At 51.4% G+C, this 16,905-nt stretch carries 7 protein-coding genes and 4 rRNA genes; all 11 read left to right on the forward strand.

Features of this window, described 5'->3' with window-relative positions; translation table 11 throughout:
- The first annotated feature begins 47 nt into the window (after window positions 1–47).
- A 5S ribosomal RNA gene (gene rrf, locus BN4314_RS04815) occupies window positions 48–162 on the forward strand.
- 655 nt (window positions 163–817) lie between these two features.
- A 16S ribosomal RNA gene (locus BN4314_RS04820) occupies window positions 818–2,330 on the forward strand.
- 240 nt (window positions 2,331–2,570) lie between these two features.
- Window positions 2,571–5,500 (forward strand): 23S ribosomal RNA (locus BN4314_RS04825).
- Window positions 5,501–5,606: 106 nt separating this feature from the next.
- A 5S ribosomal RNA gene (gene rrf / locus BN4314_RS04830) occupies window positions 5,607–5,721 on the forward strand.
- The 16S, 23S and 5S rRNA genes sit together here, the layout of an rRNA operon.
- A 304-nt stretch (window positions 5,722–6,025) precedes the next feature.
- Window positions 6,026–9,082 (forward strand): AfsR/SARP family transcriptional regulator, encoded by a 3,057-nt coding sequence (locus tag BN4314_RS04835; RefSeq protein WP_068540120.1) that lies wholly within the window; start codon window positions 6,026–6,028, stop codon window positions 9,080–9,082.
- Between the two features lie 174 nt (window positions 9,083–9,256).
- On the forward strand, window positions 9,257–12,046 hold the full coding sequence (gene secA / locus BN4314_RS04840; protein WP_068540122.1) for a preprotein translocase subunit SecA: 2,790 nt from the start codon (window positions 9,257–9,259) through the stop codon (window positions 12,044–12,046).
- A 95-nt stretch (window positions 12,047–12,141) separates the two neighbouring features.
- Window positions 12,142–13,251, forward strand: coding sequence for a peptide chain release factor 2 (gene prfB, locus BN4314_RS04845; RefSeq protein WP_068540124.1), 1,110 nt, complete (start codon window positions 12,142–12,144; stop codon window positions 13,249–13,251).
- Window positions 13,248–14,141, forward strand: a complete 894-nt coding sequence (locus BN4314_RS04850; protein ID WP_021735684.1) for a YitT family protein — start codon at window positions 13,248–13,250, stop codon at window positions 14,139–14,141. The genes prfB and BN4314_RS04850 overlap by 4 nt, the downstream gene beginning before the upstream one ends.
- Window positions 14,142–14,287: 146 nt before the next feature.
- Window positions 14,288–14,971: a transaldolase family protein gene (locus BN4314_RS04855; RefSeq protein WP_021735806.1), complete on the forward strand. Its 684-nt coding sequence runs from the start codon at window positions 14,288–14,290 to the stop codon at window positions 14,969–14,971.
- A 40-nt stretch (window positions 14,972–15,011) separates the two neighbouring features.
- Entirely contained in the window at window positions 15,012–15,842 is an 831-nt protein-coding gene (locus tag BN4314_RS04860; protein WP_068540126.1) for a transketolase, read from the forward strand.
- Window positions 15,839–16,780, forward strand: a complete 942-nt coding sequence (locus tag BN4314_RS04865; RefSeq protein WP_068540128.1) for a transketolase family protein — start codon at window positions 15,839–15,841, stop codon at window positions 16,778–16,780. The genes BN4314_RS04860 and BN4314_RS04865 overlap by 4 nt, the downstream gene beginning before the upstream one ends.
- Window positions 16,781–16,905: the final 125 nt, after the last annotated feature.

Consider the following 16,905-nt stretch of genomic DNA (forward strand, 5'->3'; position numbering starts at 1 on the left):
CCCTGAGGGCACGGCTGAGGTCGTACCTGATGGAACGCCTCTAGTTGGTCAGCGACCATAGCAGGGGAGGCACACCTGGTCCCATTCCGAACCCAGAAGTTAAGCCCCCGAGCGCCGATGGTACTGCGGAGTAGTCCGTGGGAGAGCAGGTCATCGCTGACCAACTAGGGGCGCTTTGTTTTGCGCAGAGAAAGGACTTCCTTTTGTGGAAGTCCTTTTTTGTTATGTGGATATCTTCTTGCACAGTAAGTCTCAAAGAGGGCTGTGGGGTTAGGACGAAGGATTAACAGGAGACTGCTTTTGCAGTATCCAAATATGAATACTTTTTGTGGAAAGAAAATTCTTTGTAAACGCGCAGAGATTGTGTAGGCATTCAGTTGCTCGATGTGCTTTTTTGCAAAAGAACGCGTTAGTTGCCGTCTGCTCTTTAAAAATGACCGTTTACCTGCATATATTTGCCTAGTCGGACTTTATCACGTAAAATATAACATCCAAGGAATCACAATCTATCTCTCTATCCTGGTCTCCATATATGGAGAAACCATGGATAGTCACCTACAACCCTCGCAAAGTAGAGCCGGGGTGCGTATAGTGATTCCTCGCGTTGCAACACACAAGCAACGCAGCGAACCTTGAAAACCGGATACTGCGATTGATGAAATCGATGAGAGACAGACGAAATGAAAGTCATTTCGGAGAGTGTGTACCACAATTTCGTATAACACAAACCGATCAATTTCATTGAATCCGAGATCAGCGTGATTTCGGGGACGGACCGACTCAAACAGTAGATTCGCTACTTATATAAGTAGCTTTTTGAACGGAGAGTTCGATCCTGGCTCAGGATGAACGCTGGCGGCACGCTTAACACATGCAAGTCGAACGATTAAAGCACCTTCGGGTGTGTATAGAGTGGCGAACGGCTGAGTAACACGTGGGCAACCTGCCCTTCAGTTCGGAATAGCTACGGGAAACCGTGGGTAATACCGGATGATCCACCTCCCTCGCATGAAGGAGGTGGCAAAGATTTATCGCTGAAGGATGGGCCCGCGGCCTGTTAGCTTGTTGGTGAGGTAACGGCTCACCAAGGCAGTAATGGGTAGCCGGGTTGAGAGACCGACCGGCCAGATTGGGACTGAGACACGGCCCAGACTCCTACGGGAGGCAGCAGTGGGGAATCTTGCGCAATGGGCGAAAGCCTGACGCAGCGATGCCGCGTGCGGGATGAAGGCCTTCGGGTCGTAAACCGCTTTCAGCAGGGACGAGGCCGCAAGGTGACGGTACCTGCAGAAGAAGCCCCGGCTAACTACGTGCCAGCAGCCGCGGTAATACGTAGGGGGCGAGCGTTATCCGGATTCATTGGGCGTAAAGCGCGCGTAGGCGGCCTGTTAGGTCAAGAGTTAAATCCGGGGGCTCAACCCCCGTCCGCTCCTGATACCGGCAGGCTTGAGTCTGGTAGGGGAAGGCGGAATTCCAAGTGTAGCGGTGGAATGCGCAGATATTTGGAAGAACACCGGTGGCGAAGGCGGCCTTCTGGGCCACGACTGACGCTGAGGCGCGAAAGCTAGGGGAGCAAACAGGATTAGATACCCTGGTAGTCCTAGCCGTAAACGATGGACACTAGGTGTGGGGGGAACATCCCTCCGTGCCGCAGCTAACGCATTAAGTGTCCCGCCTGGGGAGTACGGCCGCAAGGCTAAAACTCAAAGGAATTGACGGGGGCCCGCACAAGCAGCGGAGCATGTGGCTTAATTCGAAGCAACGCGAAGAACCTTACCAGGGCTTGACATATAGGTGAAGCGGTGGAAACACCGTAGCCGAAAGGAGCCTATACAGGTGGTGCATGGCTGTCGTCAGCTCGTGTCGTGAGATGTTGGGTTAAGTCCCGCAACGAGCGCAACCCCCGTCGTATGTTGCCAGCGGTTCGGCCGGGCACCCATACGAGACCGCCGGCGTCAAGCCGGAGGAAGGTGGGGACGACGTCAAGTCATCATGCCCCTTATGTCCTGGGCTGCACACGTGCTACAATGGCCGGCACAATGGGCTGCCAAGTCGCAAGACCGAGCGAATCCCTAAAGCCGGCCCCAGTTCGGATTGGAGGCTGCAACCCGCCTCCATGAAGTCGGAGTTGCTAGTAATCGCGGATCAGCACGCCGCGGTGAATGCGTTCCCGGGCCTTGTACACACCGCCCGTCACACCACCCGAGTCGTCTGCACCCGAAGTCGCCGGCCCAACCTTTTGGAGGGAGGCGCCGAAGGTGTGGAGGGTAAGGGGGGTGAAGTCGTAACAAGGTAGCCGTACGGGAACGTGCGGCTGGATCACCTCCTTTCTAGGGAGATACGCTTTCTAGGAAGCATCATTTACTTTGTACTTCTATGGGCGGCCCGTCCTTAATCAGTTTGTTTCTCATTGCACCATCTCGGTGCGCAGTGTCCGGTCTCGAGGGTTCGCCCTCGCCGTACCTTGAGAGCCGCATAGCGTGATGTAGATTGAAATCTACATTCTCCTTAATTTAATAAGATCGCATCAAGAAGATGTGCAAATCATCGTTATGTGATACCAACCATCGAAAGAAGATGGTAAGAGCACACGGTGGATGCCTTGGCACAGGAAGCCGATGAAGGACGTGACAAGCTGCGATAAGCTGCGGCTAGGGGCACATTCCCTTTGACCCGCAGATTTCCGAATGGGCAAACCCACGTGGGGTAATTCCCACGTACCTCGCGCCGAACACATACGCGCGAAGGAGGCAACCCGGGGAACTGAAACATCTAAGTACCCGGAGGAAGAGAAATCAAACGAGATTCCCCTAGTAGTGGCGAGCGAACGGGGACCTAGGCCAAACCGATGGTTGCTTTTGCGCCGTCGGGGTTGTGGGGCCGGTGTTGTGCAGTCAAAAATTCTTTAAGAAGTGGAATGGTGTGGGAAAGCCAACGAGACAGGGTTAAAGTCCCGTACACGAATCTTTAAGAACTGCCATCCGGTTCCCGAGTACTGCCGGACACGTGAAACCCGGTGGGAAGCTGGGGGGACCACCCTCCAAGCCTAAATACTCTCCTGTGACCGATAGTGAACCAGTACCGTGAGGGAAAGGTGAAAAGCACCCCGGGAGGGGAGTGAAATAGTACCTGAAACCGTGTGCTTACAAGCAGTCGGAGCGGAATTTATTCCGTGACGGCGTGCCTTTTGTAGAATGAGCCAGCGAGTTACGGTATGCGGCGAGGTTAAGCCAGTAAGCGAGCCGCAGCGAAAGCGAGTCTGAATAGGGCGCCCATAGTCACATGCCGTAGACGCGAAGCCAGGTGAGCTATCCATGAGCAGGCTGAAACGGGGGTAAGACCCCGCGGAGGGCCGAACCCACTTAGGTTGAAAACTGAGGGGATGACTTGTGGATAGGAGTGAAAGGCCTATCAAACCTGGAGATATCTCGTTCTCCCCGAAATAGCTTTAGGGCTAGCCTCGGATGTTTACCTGCGGAGGTAGAGCACTGAATGGACACGGGGGCCTCACCGCCTACCAACTCCAATCAAACTCCGAATGCCGCCGGTCTATAGTCCGGGAGTCAGAACATGTGGGCTAAGCTGTGTGTTCGAAAGGGAAACAGCCCAGACCGCCCGCTAAGGTCCCTAAATCCATGCTAAGTGGCAAAGGATGTGCGTTTGCTCAGACAACCAGGATGTTGGCTTAGAAGCAGCCATTCATTTAAAGAGTGCGTAATAGCTCACTGGTCGAGTGGACATGCGCCGACAATATACGGGGCTAAGCATGGTACCGAAGCGGCGGACTGATTTATCAGTGGTAGGGGAGCTTTCCGTCTGGAGTGAAGCTGTAGGGTAACCTGCGGTGGACCGGCCGGAAGTGAGAATGCTGGCATGAGTAACGAGAGCGGCGTGAAAAACGCCGCCGCCGTAAACCCAAGGTTTCCTGGGCAAGGCTAATCCTCCCAGGGTCAGTCGGGAGCTAAGGCGAGGCCGGAAGGCGTAGTCGATGCACAGCAGGTTGATATTCCTGCACCTCCGAAGCAATGTTTGAGCAATGGGGTGACGGAGAAGGGTAGCTCAGCGGGGTTCTGGACGTCCCCGTGAGAACACGTAGGCTGACAGATTGTAAAATGCGTCTGTCATATAGGCTGAGGTGTTGGACGAAGCAATTGAGTGAAGTGAGTGAGCCCATACTTCCGAGAAAAACCTCTAGTTAGTTGCTAGGAGCCCGTACCGCAAACCGACACAGGTGGGTGGGTAGAACATACCAAGGCGATCGGGAGAACTATGGTTAAGGAACTCGGCAAAATTACCCCGTAACTTCGGGAGAAGGGGTGACCGCTCGGTGATAGGACTTGCTCCTTGAGCCCAAGCGGCCCACAGTAAAGAGGTCCAAGCGACTGTTTATCAAAAACACAGGACTCTGCTGAAGTCGTAAGACGACGTATAGGGTCTGACGCCTGCCCGGTGCCGGAAGGTCACGAGGAGCTGTTAGCGCAAGCGAAGCGGCGAATCTAAGCCCCGGTAAACGGCGGCCGTAACTATAACGGTCCTAAGGTAGCGAAATTCCTTGTCGGGTAAGTTCCGACCTGCACGAAAGGCGTAACGATTTGGACACTGTCTCAACCATAGACCCGGTGAAATTGCACTAGTCGTGAAGATGCGACTTACCCGCGGAAGGACGGAAAGACCCCGTGAACCTTTACTGCAGCTTGACATTGGCTGCCGGTGCGTCGCGTAGAGGATAGGTGGGAGACTTTGAAGCAGGGACGCCAGTTTCTGTGGAGTCACCCTTGGAATACCACCCCCGACGTATTGGCATTCTAACCCGTGGCCGTGATCCGGCATGGGGACCGTGTCAGGTGGGTAGTTTGACTGGGGCGGTCGCCTCCTAAAGAGTAACGGAGGCGCACGTAAGGTCTGCTCAGGATGGTCGGCAACCACCCTTTTGAGTGCAAGAGCATAAGCAGGCTTAACTGCGAGGCCTACAAGCCGAGCAGATGGGAAACCAGGTTCTAGTGATCCGGCTGCTTAGAGTGGAATTGCAGTCGCTCAACGGATAAAAGGTACTCCGGGGATAACAGGCTGATCTTCCCCAAGAGTCCACATCGACGGGAAGGTTTGGCACCTCGATGTCGGCTCATCGCATCCTGGGGCTGGAGCAGGTCCCAAGGGTATGGCCGTTCGCCATTTAAAGCGGTACGCGAGCTGGGTTCAGAACGTCGTGAGACAGTTCGGTCCCTATCCTCCGTGGGCGTAGGAAAATTGAGGGAGGCTGCCCCTAGTACGAGAGGACCGGGGTGGACGGACCTCCGGTGTACGGGTTGTTGACCAACAGCATTGCCCGGTAGCTGAGTCCGGTTAGGATAACCGCTGAAAGCATCTAAGCGGGAAGCCTGTCCCAAGATGAGTTTTCCTTTTGGTAAGACCCCTCGTAGACCACGAGGTGATAGGCAGCAGGTGTAAGACGTGCAAGCGTTTGAGCTGAGCTGTACTAATCGGTCGAGCTCTTCTTTTATTATTTGTGTTGGGCACATCTTCTTATGCATCTTGTTAATGGAGAATCACGCTGTGCGGCCCTGAGGGCACGGCTGAGGTCGTACCTGATGGAACGCCTCTAGTTGGTCAGCGACCATAGCAGGGGAGGCACACCTGGTCCCATTCCGAACCCAGAAGTTAAGCCCCCGAGCGCCGATGGTACTGCGGAGTAGTCCGTGGGAGAGCAGGTCATCGCTGACCAACTAGGGGCGCTTTGTTTTGCGCAGAGAAAGGACTTCCTTTTGTGGAAGTCCTTTTTTGTTATGTGGATATCTTCTTGCACAGTAAGTCTCAAAGAGGGCTGTGGGGTTAGGATTGTTTGCTATATGCTTGGCGCAAATTTGGCAGCAGACTGATACAAGCTTGGCAGGATTGTGGATATCCCTTGAACTTTTGCATCTTATGCATTTAAAGTGACCTCTTATGCAGTGCGAGAATTTGGCAAGCAACTTCTTCAGGAACAATCAAACTTCCGGATCTGATTGTTTGGTAGAAGGAGAAGCCTATGGATGCACATGGTGTTAGCTCGAGTCTTGCTGTGGCTGAGGACGTTGTTGAGCCTGCGGAGGGTAGCCCTCTCTTGCCTCCCATGGCCCCACCAGAGCTATGCCGATGCGATATCGTACTTGTAGTGGGTGAGCCGGGACTTATGAAAACTCTGCTTGCAAAGCGTCTGCTTCAGAGTCGATCTTTAGATGCTCCGCAACCATTACTCACCTTTCTCAAGGCCAATTCTCATGAACTTGCCAAGAGACTTGAGGATACGCTCTGCAAGGCCAGAGCCGTGGCCCGCAAGCAGAAAGATCAGCTGGTCTGCGTACTTTTTGATGATTTTCCTGCCCTTGACGAAGAGACAATTGATAAGGCTACAGAGCTTATACGAGCTGCTGCGGTAGAGGGCGTCACCATACTGATAACACTTTGTCCAGAAGCGGAGCAGCTCTGTGAGGAGCTTCCAGAGGCGTATGTGCTTGCTGGTCGTGAATTGCTTTATCGCATGCCGCTACAACCCAGTGATTTAGCGCGGCGAGCTTGGAGTATGACCAATGGCATCCCATTGCTGGCACGCGCTCTTACACATGAGGTAGATCCGCATGCTCCACGTTATCTCGAATCGCTTCAACGTGTCGTAATCATGTCCTTGCGCAACGGCATACCTCTATCAGAGCTGAGAATTCGCTATGCGATGATGCTGCTTGGTTCAGGTAACTTTGAGCAGCTGCGTCAAATACTTCCAACGACTGATGATGAAACTCTTGCATGGATGCAGGCGGAAGCCTTTTTCTTTCAAGTCAATGTTTATACAGGTTCATTTTGTTGTGCGGGAATTGACGATATTTCGCTTTTCCGGCTTTGTTTTCCGAGTCTAAGACAATATGCAGGACTTTATGCTGATATCGTTGAGCAGGCCTTTAGCGTGTTGTGTCGAAGTCATAACTTTGTCCGTGCTGGAATTTGCGGCGCTTTGCTTCCCACAACAGATAGCCGCAGTAAGCTGCTGATGCCATGGGGAGTTGAACTTTGTGCAGCAGGAGCGTTGGGTATTATCAAAGACTGTCTTGCGGCAGCCCGGCAACTTTTTATGAAAGAGGAAGTAGGCTACCTAGAGAGCGCTGCTGCATATGCTTTGATTGAACAAAAGCAGATGGTAGCTCGCCAAGCCTTTGCGGCAGTAGTAGACCAACAAAAAACAAGGGGAGCAAAACTACAGTTTCGTGGTAATTCAGCGCTGCTGTTACGTATGCTTGCGCAGGGTCGTAGCCTTGCTATGGGAGATAAGCTTGTAGGCATACATGACAAAGCAGCAAAAGTATATCCAGAGTTGTTGTTGCATCTAGAGCTGAGGCAGCTCCTTTTTGAGGGGCAGTTTCATCGAGTTCTTGAGCGCTTTACCGAAGAGTCGCCGTGGTCACATGGCAAGAGTCTTGCTGAACTGTTGCTAATCAATGATTTGGTGCTTGCGACTGCGTTTGGCGGTGAGACCGTAGGAGACGAGCTCAACGCGCTGCTTGTCAAGGCAGAACAGGCACTAATTCATAGCAGATCCCAACGCTTGATGGACTACCAACTTGCGGTAAGCGAGCTGGTGGCGATTGCGGGCGGCTCTTGTAGCTCAGGTTTTTTAGAGCGTGCGGCAGCACGAGCGGAAAGTATGGGCGACCGCATGTTACGAGCGGTTTTTTCTCTGGCATTGGCACTTAGTGAGTTGAGAAATGGCAATCTATCAAGCGCACATGTAAGAGCGCAGCGCGCGGTTGATTTGGCAGCGCCCTGTGAGTTTGACTATATAGATAGCTGCGCGCGACTGGTTGAGGCTGTTATTGCGGCGCTCGCAGGAGATGCGGGACCACTGCGTCGCATGGCAGAAACGAAAAAAGAGAAAAGCATTCCTCAAGATCTCGCAAGACTATTACTTTCGTTTGGTGCTGACGTTATAGCGGATGGCAATTTTCACATTGAGTCTGCTCGTCCAGAGAATAAAAAGACACAGCGGATTGAGTTCCAGGTGCTTAGTTGGCACAAATTGCAAAACGATGCGTTGTGGCTCGTCGGTTGGCTGATTAACGATTGTGCAGAGATTTCCCAACTTTGTAGACTCAAGATGCCGAAGCACTGGATTGCGGCACTGCTGCCACACTCAGCGTCTACTCAAAAAATGACTTCCGTTACAACTGCCCGTCATAGTAGTTCTCCTGCCCAGACAGATAGTCCCCACCTATCACAGCACTCGCACGCTACTGAGCAGCCACACTATCACGTCGTTATCAATCTATTGGGTGGGCTCTCGGTAAGCGTTGATGGTCATCCCATTGAGATGCGAAAATTTAATCGGCGTCAGTCAAAGGTGTTGCTTGCTTTACTTGCGGCAAAAGAGAATCACCGTATGCGTCGTGTAGAACTGGCAAATCAAATTTGGCCTGACGCAACTTTAGAGCTGGGCATGCAAAGGCTTTACGAGGCGATATCTGGCGCGCGCAAGGCAATGGAGTCGCGTTATCGCGGTTTTGAACCCTTTTTGACAAATAAGGCGGATGGCACCGTAGCACTTAACCCTGAAGTAGTTGTTTGTGACGTTGATTGCTTTGTAGAAGCAGTGCATAGTTGTGCGGTCAATGATGGGATTGCAGATGAAGTAATCAATGCAGCCTGCGAGGTACGTGACCTTTATCTAGGCGATATGGATGTGACGACCATAAATCCTGAGCCATGGATTAGCTTGCGAGCAGAAAATCTTCGTTCAATGTTTGTTGCCGCAATGGTTACCGGTTCTCGCACAGCACTTCTCCAGGGAAAAGTGCAACTTGCCATACAGTTTGCGCGTAGCGCTGTCTCGGTGCAGTGTAACCGTGAAGATGTGGTTACGGTGCTTATTGAAGCTCTTGTGGCAGCGGGTCGTCCGGGAGATGCGCGCGATGCTTATCTGCGTTTCTGCAGCAGGGTTGTTGGCTCAAAAGGACTGCCACCTTCTCGTGAACTCAGGCGACTTGTTGCCGATCTTATACCAGAGCCTAAGCAGTCCTCCCACAGTCATATTGCGCGTGAAGATGTCATAGGAGCATGATGTGAAACACAAAATAGCCAAATTAGCGTCAAAAGAACGAAGAAATTGCGTGATGTAAACGCTTATTTGATGGGAACGCGCGTTGTGGCTCGCATAGACGTCCAAGACGCGATACCTTAGTGCTCGTTTGAGAAATTGGATGACCCTAGGGTCTCGGGCTTACGAAAGGCGCGTATGCCAAACTTCTTCTCCAGTCTCCTCAGTCGCGGAGCCAATAAGCAGCTTCGCGAGCTCGAGAAAATCGCTGCACTCGTGAATGACCGCGAGTCAACATACCAAGCCATGGACGACTCTGAACTCAAGTCCCAAACAACCCTCTTTAAGGAGCGTATTGAGCAGGGCGAGAGTCTCGATGATTTGCTCCCTGATGCCTTTGCAGTTGTGCGTGAGGCGTCTAAACGTTCGATGGGCATGCGTCACTTCGATGTGCAAATCATCGGTGGCATTGCCCTGCATCGAGGCATGATTGCCGAAATGAAGACGGGTGAGGGCAAGACGCTTGTCTCTACACTGGCAGGCTACCTTAATGCGCTCTCAGGCAATGGTGTCCACATCGTTACCGTTAACGACTACCTAGCAAAGCGAGACTCCGAATGGATGGGTCGCGTGTATCGTTATCTAGGCATGAATGTGGGCTTGCTGCAAAATGGTATGTTACCCGCACTCAAGAAGCCTGCGTATAACGCTGATGTCACGTATGGTACCAACTCTGAGTTTGGCTTTGACTACCTACGTGACAATATGGTAATGCGTGCTGACCAGCGAGCCCAACGTGGTCATCATTTTGCCATTGTCGACGAGGTTGACTCCATTCTCATTGATGAGGCGCGCACGCCTCTTATTATCTCGGGCGCAGGTACCAAGTCAGCCAATACCTATAAGGATTTTGCTCGCGCTGTTCGCGGCTTGATTCGTGGTGAAGAAACACCAGCTGATCCGCTGACAGGTGAAAAACCCGAGCCTACGGGCGATTATGTCATGGATGAAGCAAAGCGCACTATTACGGTGACCGATCGTGGCCTCAAAAAGGTTGAACGTGCGCTGGGTATTGATGATATTTATGCTGATATGTCTGGCCAGCTGGTCAATCATTTGCAGCAGGCGCTCAAGGCGCAGTATATGTTCCATCGCGATAAGGACTATGTCGTGATGGATGGTGAGGTCAAGATTGTTGACGAATTCACGGGCCGTATCATGGAAGGCCGTCGTTGGTCTGAAGGCTTGCACCAGGCAGTTGAGGCCAAGGAAGGCGTAGCTGTCCGCGAGGAAAACCAAACCATCGCAACCATTACCCTGCAGAACTATTTCCGCCTGTACGAGAAGCTCTCGGGCATGACAGGTACAGCTGTCACAGAAGATACTGAGTTTCGAGAGATTTACAAGCTGCCCGTTCAGGCTATTCCACCCAACAAACCCGTCATCCGTAACGATCACGATGATTTGATTTATCAGACCGTTGATGCAAAGTTTGATGCGGTGGCCGATGAGGTTGAGGGGCGACATGCTTATGGTCAACCTTGTCTGGTGGGTACAGTTTCCATCGAGAGTTCCGAGCGTTTGTCTCGCACGTTGAGTAAGCGCGGTATTCGTCATGAGGTTCTAAACGCTAAATTCCATGAGCGCGAGGCACAGATTGTTGCCCAGGCTGGTCGCGAAGGTGCTGTCACCATTGCTACTAACATGGCAGGTCGCGGTACAGACATTTTGCTTGGCGGCAACTCTGAAGAGATGGCTAAGGAATCTCTGCGTGAGCAGGGTATTGATCCTGAAGAAGTGAGCGACGAGCAGCTTGCCGCGGCTACTGCAGAAGCAAAGAAGATTTGCGAGATTGAGCGCGAACACGTACTTGCTGTAGGCGGGCTTTGTGTTATCGGTACGGAGCGTCACGAGAGTCGTCGTATTGACAACCAGCTCCGTGGCCGTGCTGGTCGTCAGGGAGATCCCGGTGAGACACAGTTTTACCTTTCGCTTGAAGATGATCTTATGCGTCTCTTTGGTGGTAACCGCATGGATCAGATTTCTGCTTTGATGACCAAAGCGGACTTGCCTCCCAGCACACCCATTCAACACCGTATGGTATCCAAGGCGGTTGAGGGCGCCCAGCGTAAGGTTGAGGAAGTCAATTATGCGATGCGTAAAAACGTCCTTGATTATGATGACGTTATGAACAAGCAGCGCCAAGTCATCTACGAGGAGCGCAACAAGATTTTAGATGGCAAGGACTTGGTTGCTCATGTCAATGAGGTTACTGAGAGCACCGTCAATAGGGTGGTAGCAGAGTTTTGTCCTGCTGATGCTGAGCCTGAGACCTGGGACCTTGATGGTCTGCGCTCTTGGATTGAACAATTAACAGGTCGTGAGGATACGCCGGTCACTGACGGTGAGTTTGACATTGATGAGCTTGAGGAAAAAGTGCGCGCTTTTGTGAGCGACTGCTACCAGCGCAAAGCAGATACCTTGGGAGATGAGGTGCTCCAAGCGCTCTCTATGCAAGTTATGTTGCGCGTAATTGATACTCGCTGGATGGGCTATTTGCAGGACATGGATTATCTGAGGACTGGCATTGGCCTGCGTGGTTATGGTCAGCGTGATCCTTTGGTGGAATATAAAAGCGAAGCCTACGCCGCCTTTACCGATTTGGTGAACACGATGTATGAGGACTTCCTTCGTACTATCCTGCGCCTACAGATTCGCTTGGCTCCCACCCAACCCGCCGTACAGCCTGCAGCCGAAGAACCTGAGACCTTGCGTGGAGCACACTTCTCTGGTCCTTCTGAGGTAGATGGAGACAATGGCAGCCCAACAATGCACCGTGCTCGTCACTCTTCGGAAAATCCGCATGCAGATGCAAAGCCTGCTACCTATCGTAAAAGCGATGATCCCTATGCAGGTGTTGGTCGCAATGAGCCCTGTCCCTGCGGCTCTGGTAAAAAATTCAAGAATTGCCACGGCAAGAACCGCTGACACAGATTGTTGACTTTGTTGCAAGCCGGGCGTGGCGTTAACTCTGACGTCAAGCTCGGCTTGTTTGTCGCTGCAGATGTTGGGGGAGGGGCAAAATGATAGATGCAGGCATGCTAAAAGAACTCAAAAAGCGTCTGGATGATATTGAGGGCTATCTGCATATAGATGAAAGACGTAAGCTCATTGCCAAGCTTGAAGAGCAGAGCGCAGTTCCTGGTTTTTGGGATGATGCAGACGCTGCTCGTCAGATTATGGAGCGTCTAACGCAGGCCAAGTCAGATGTTTCTGCTTTGCAAGAGGCCCGAAGCCAATTTGATGATGCTGAAGCAGCGCTTGAATTGGGTAGCGAGTTGGAGGATGAAGAGACTCTTGCCGAAGCCGAACAACTTGCAGTCGACCTAGCTCATCAACTCGATGAGCTAGAGCTTGCTAGTTGGTTTAATGATGAGAGAGATCATGGTGACGCTATCGTCTCTATTACCCCTGGTCAAGGCGGCCTTGAGGCGCAAGACTGGTGTCAGATGCTGTTGCATATGTACCTACGCTACGGTGAACGCAGAGGTTGGAAAATTACGGTCAACGATGCCCCTTCTGCCGACGTGATAGGTATCGATCATGCGACTTTTACCGTAAGCGGACACAATGCGTACGGGATGCTACGTGCAGAGCATGGGGTACACCGTTTGGTGCGCATCTCACCAACTGATGCAAAGAAGCGTCGTCAGACCACCTTTGCAGGTGTTGAGGTACTGCCTGTTTTGCCTGAGGATATTGAGTTTGAAATTGATCCCAATGATCTTCGCATTGATGTGTATCATTCTTCAGGTCCTGGTGGTCAGGGAGTCAATACGACCGACTCGGCTGTACGTATTACTCACCTTCCTACAGGAACAGTAGTTACCTGCCAAAACGAACGTAGTCAGATTCAAAATAAGGCAACTGCGATGGGCATTCTTCGCAGCCGTCTCTATGAGCTTGAACAAGCTAAGCGTGCAGCCGAACTTGATGAGTTACGTGGTCCCAAACGTGACATTTCTTTTGGAAATCAGATTCGCAATTATGTCTTATATCCCTTCCAGTTGGTAAAAGACCCACGCACAGGAGTAGAGACAGGCAACGTCGATGCAGTATTGGAAGATGGTGATTTGGATCGCTTTGTTGTGGGCTACCACAGATGGGCGGTTGGGGGAGGCGAAACCTCATGAGCAGAGTAATAACACGGACTCCTGTGCCTATAGCAAAACTGCTAAAGGATGCAGCTTATATCTTTGTGGGATCGCTGATATATGCCATTGGCGTTGACTGTTTTGAAGTACCTAATGGTCTTGCTGCGGGCGGTCTTACAGGTTTGGCCACAATTTTTTATGCGATTGCCAAGGATTATGGCATTCACTTTCCCGTTGGTATTCAAACCATTGCAATGAATGTGTTACTTCTTACCTATGTGGAACTTCGCACGCATGACCGTAGCTATGTAGCTCGCTCGATTGCAGGTATTTTAATCTCAGGCATTCTTACGGACGCACTAGCGCCCATTTTACCCAACCTTGCGGCAGATGATTTGCTGCTTGCTTCACTTTGGGGCGGCGTGCTTGTAGGTGCCGGTATTGGCATTGTTTTTCTTTCGGGAGGAAATACCGGAGGCACAGATATTATTGTGCAGATGATTGCCAAACGTACCGGTTCGCCAATTGGCACGGTTGCCATTGTGGTTGATGGTGCCATTATTTTGGCATCAATCCCCGTTTTTTCGCTCAGTAATGCATTGTATGCAACGATTGCGTTGTATATTTCTGGTCAGCTGATGGACATGGTGGTCGATGGCCCACGTACTGAGCGGGCAGCTTATGTTATCTCTGAATACCACGATCGTATTGCCAATGAAATTATGTACAATCTTGGTCGTGGTTGCACTGAGTTGCAAGCGCGTGGTGTATGGAGTGGTGCGAGTCGCCCGGTACTTTTGTGTGTTCTTGGTCGAAGTGAGACCATGCGTCTTAAAGATATTGTGGCGCGCATTGATCCAGATGCGATTATTATCATCTCCGAAGTGCATGAAGCATTTGGGCAGGGATTTGGCCGCATAGGGAATTAAGCCTTTCCCTTGCAGAAGCTGCGGGCCAAGGTGCCTTCGTTGAAGATACTATTGTGGTGCTTTGTATTCATCGTCAGAAACACAGGCGATGGTAGTACATTTTGTTTAGCTTTGTTTATGCAAGATTCCTGTGAAAGGGGACCGCAATGAAGTTTTTCATCGATACCGCTGACCTAGACGAGATTCGCGAGGCAGAAAGCTGGGGCGTCCTGTCTGGTGTTACCACCAACCCGAGTCTGTATGCAAAGACCGGTGGCAAGCTTGCTGATTTTAATGATCACATGGTCAAAATTTGCGAGATTTGCAAGGGCCTGCCTGTTTCGGCCGAGTCTCAGGCAAAGACTACAGAAGACATGATCCGCGAGGGTCGCGAGCTTTCTGCGTTGGCTCCCAACATTGTAGTTAAGCTCCCCATCTGTGAGGAGTCTCTTCCTGCAACTCACGTGCTCGCCGCTGAAGGCGTTCGCATCAACATGACATTGGTGTTCTCACCCACACAGGCTCTGCTTGCTGCTGCTGCTGGTGCTCGCTACATTTCGCCTTTTGTTGGCCGTTTTGATGATATTGCTGAGGATGGCATCGAGCAGTTGGCCAACGTGGTACAGGTGCTCAACAACTACGATTGGTCTGGCAAAAACGTCGACAATCAAGTTGAGATCATCACTGCTTCTGTTCGTACCCCCAACCACATTACCCAGGCAGCTCTTCTTGGTGCCGACATCGCTACAGTGCCCTTTGGTGCCTTGAAGAAGGCCATCAAGCATCCTTTGACCGATCAGGGTCGCGCTAGCTTTGACAAGGATTGGCAGAAGGTTCTGGATGCCCAGTAGAATTTGTACGCGCTTCTCTTACGAAGGGATGTGTCCTGACATGGGCAATATCGAACTCAAGAGACGTGCAAACGAGATTCGAAAAGGTATCCTGACAAGTGTTCATGCCGCAAAGTCAGGTCATCCCGGCGGATCTTTGTCTGCGACCGAGATTTTCACGTACCTCTACTTTGAAGAAATGCATGTTGACCCTGCAAATCCTGCAGATCCAACGCGTGATCGTTTGGTGCTGTCCAAAGGACACTGTGCACCAGGCCTCTATGCCACGTTGGCAGAGAAGGGCTTTTTCCCCAAGGAGTGGCTGTTGACGCTGCGTCATGTTGACTCTCGCCTACAAGGCCATCCCAATATGAATGACACGCCAGGCGTTGATATGTCAACAGGTTCGCTGGGGCAAGGCATCTCTGCTGCTGTAGGTATGGCTCTGTCCGCTCAAATGTTTGGCGATACCAATCGCGTGTATGCGCTGTTGGGTGACGGCGAAATTGAGGAAGGTCAGGTGTGGGAGGCTGCAATGCTTGCAGGCAACCACAAGCTTGATAACCTCTGCGTTATTGTTGATAACAACAATTTGCAGATAGACGGGCCTATCACTGAGGTCAACCCAGCTTATCCTATTGATGAGAAGTTCCGTGCATTCAACTTCCATGTAATTAATGTCGCTGATGGCAGTGACTTTGATCAGCTACGAGCTGCCTTCACCGAGGCTCGTGAGACTCAGGGTATGCCTACCGCAATTATTTGCAAGACTGTCAAAGGCAAAGGCGTCTCCTTTATGGAAGACCAAGTGGGCTGGCATGGCAAGGCTCCCAATGATGAGCAGTACGCCGAGGCTATGGCTGAGCTAACGAAGGTAGGTGAGGAACTGTGAGCGATGTACAAAAAATTGCCACCCGCGCAAGTTATGGCGCAGCTCTCGTAGAGCTTGGCAACGAACATGACGACCTTGTAGTTCTTGATGCTGACCTCGCGGCGGCCACTCAGACGGGGAAGTTCAAGGCAGCGCATCCCGAACGTTTTATAGATGTAGGTATCGCTGAGGCCAACCTCATTGGTGTTGCTGCAGGCATCGCGACAACGGGACGCGTGCCTTTTGCAAGCACCTTTGCAATGTTTGCAGCTGGTCGTGCTTTTGAACAGATTCGTAACTCTGTGGGATACCCTCATCTCAATGTAAAAATTGGTGCTACACATGCAGGTATTTCTGTTGGTGAAGACGGTGCCTCCCATCAATGTAATGAGGATATTGCCCTCATGCGTACCATTCCTGGGATGACAGTTGTATGCCCCGCCGATGATGTTGAGGCTCGTGCCTTGGTTAAGGCCGCCTATGAGTTTGTGGGTCCCATGTATATGCGCTTCGGGCGTCTCGCGGCTCCTGTGATTCACGATGAGGCGACGTATAAGTTTGAATTGGGCCGCGGAATTGTTGAGCGCAAAGGTGCAGATGTTACCATTGTGGCTACGGGATTGATGGTAGGCGAAGCTTTACAGGCGGCAGAGGAACTTGCCAAAGCAGGTATTGATGCTGAGGTTATTAACATTCACACTATCAAGCCGCTTGATGAGGAGCTCATCGTTTCGTCTGCAAACAAAACACGCAAGGTTGTTACGGTAGAAGAGCATTCAATTATTGGCGGTTTGGGCAGTGCGGTATGCGATGCTTTAGCAGAGAAGTACCCTGTGCCTGTCCGTAAAATTGGCATGAACGACACCTTTGGTGAGTCTGGTCCTGCTGTGGAACTGCTTGTCAAATATGGTCTGAGTGCTCAGAATATCGTTTCCCAAGTTACTGATTTTCTGAAATAGCTTTGTATCAAAGGTGATACAACAATCTCCTTCGCATATAACGTGCGGAGGAGATTTTTTGTTGCGCTATGTCTGGGTATCCTGCAAGGCATTTTTTGCAAAGCATTGCTTATAAACAAGCCAAT

Source organism: Olegusella massiliensis (assembly GCF_900078545.1).
GTDB classification, from domain to species: domain Bacteria; phylum Actinomycetota; class Coriobacteriia; order Coriobacteriales; family Atopobiaceae; genus Olegusella; species Olegusella massiliensis.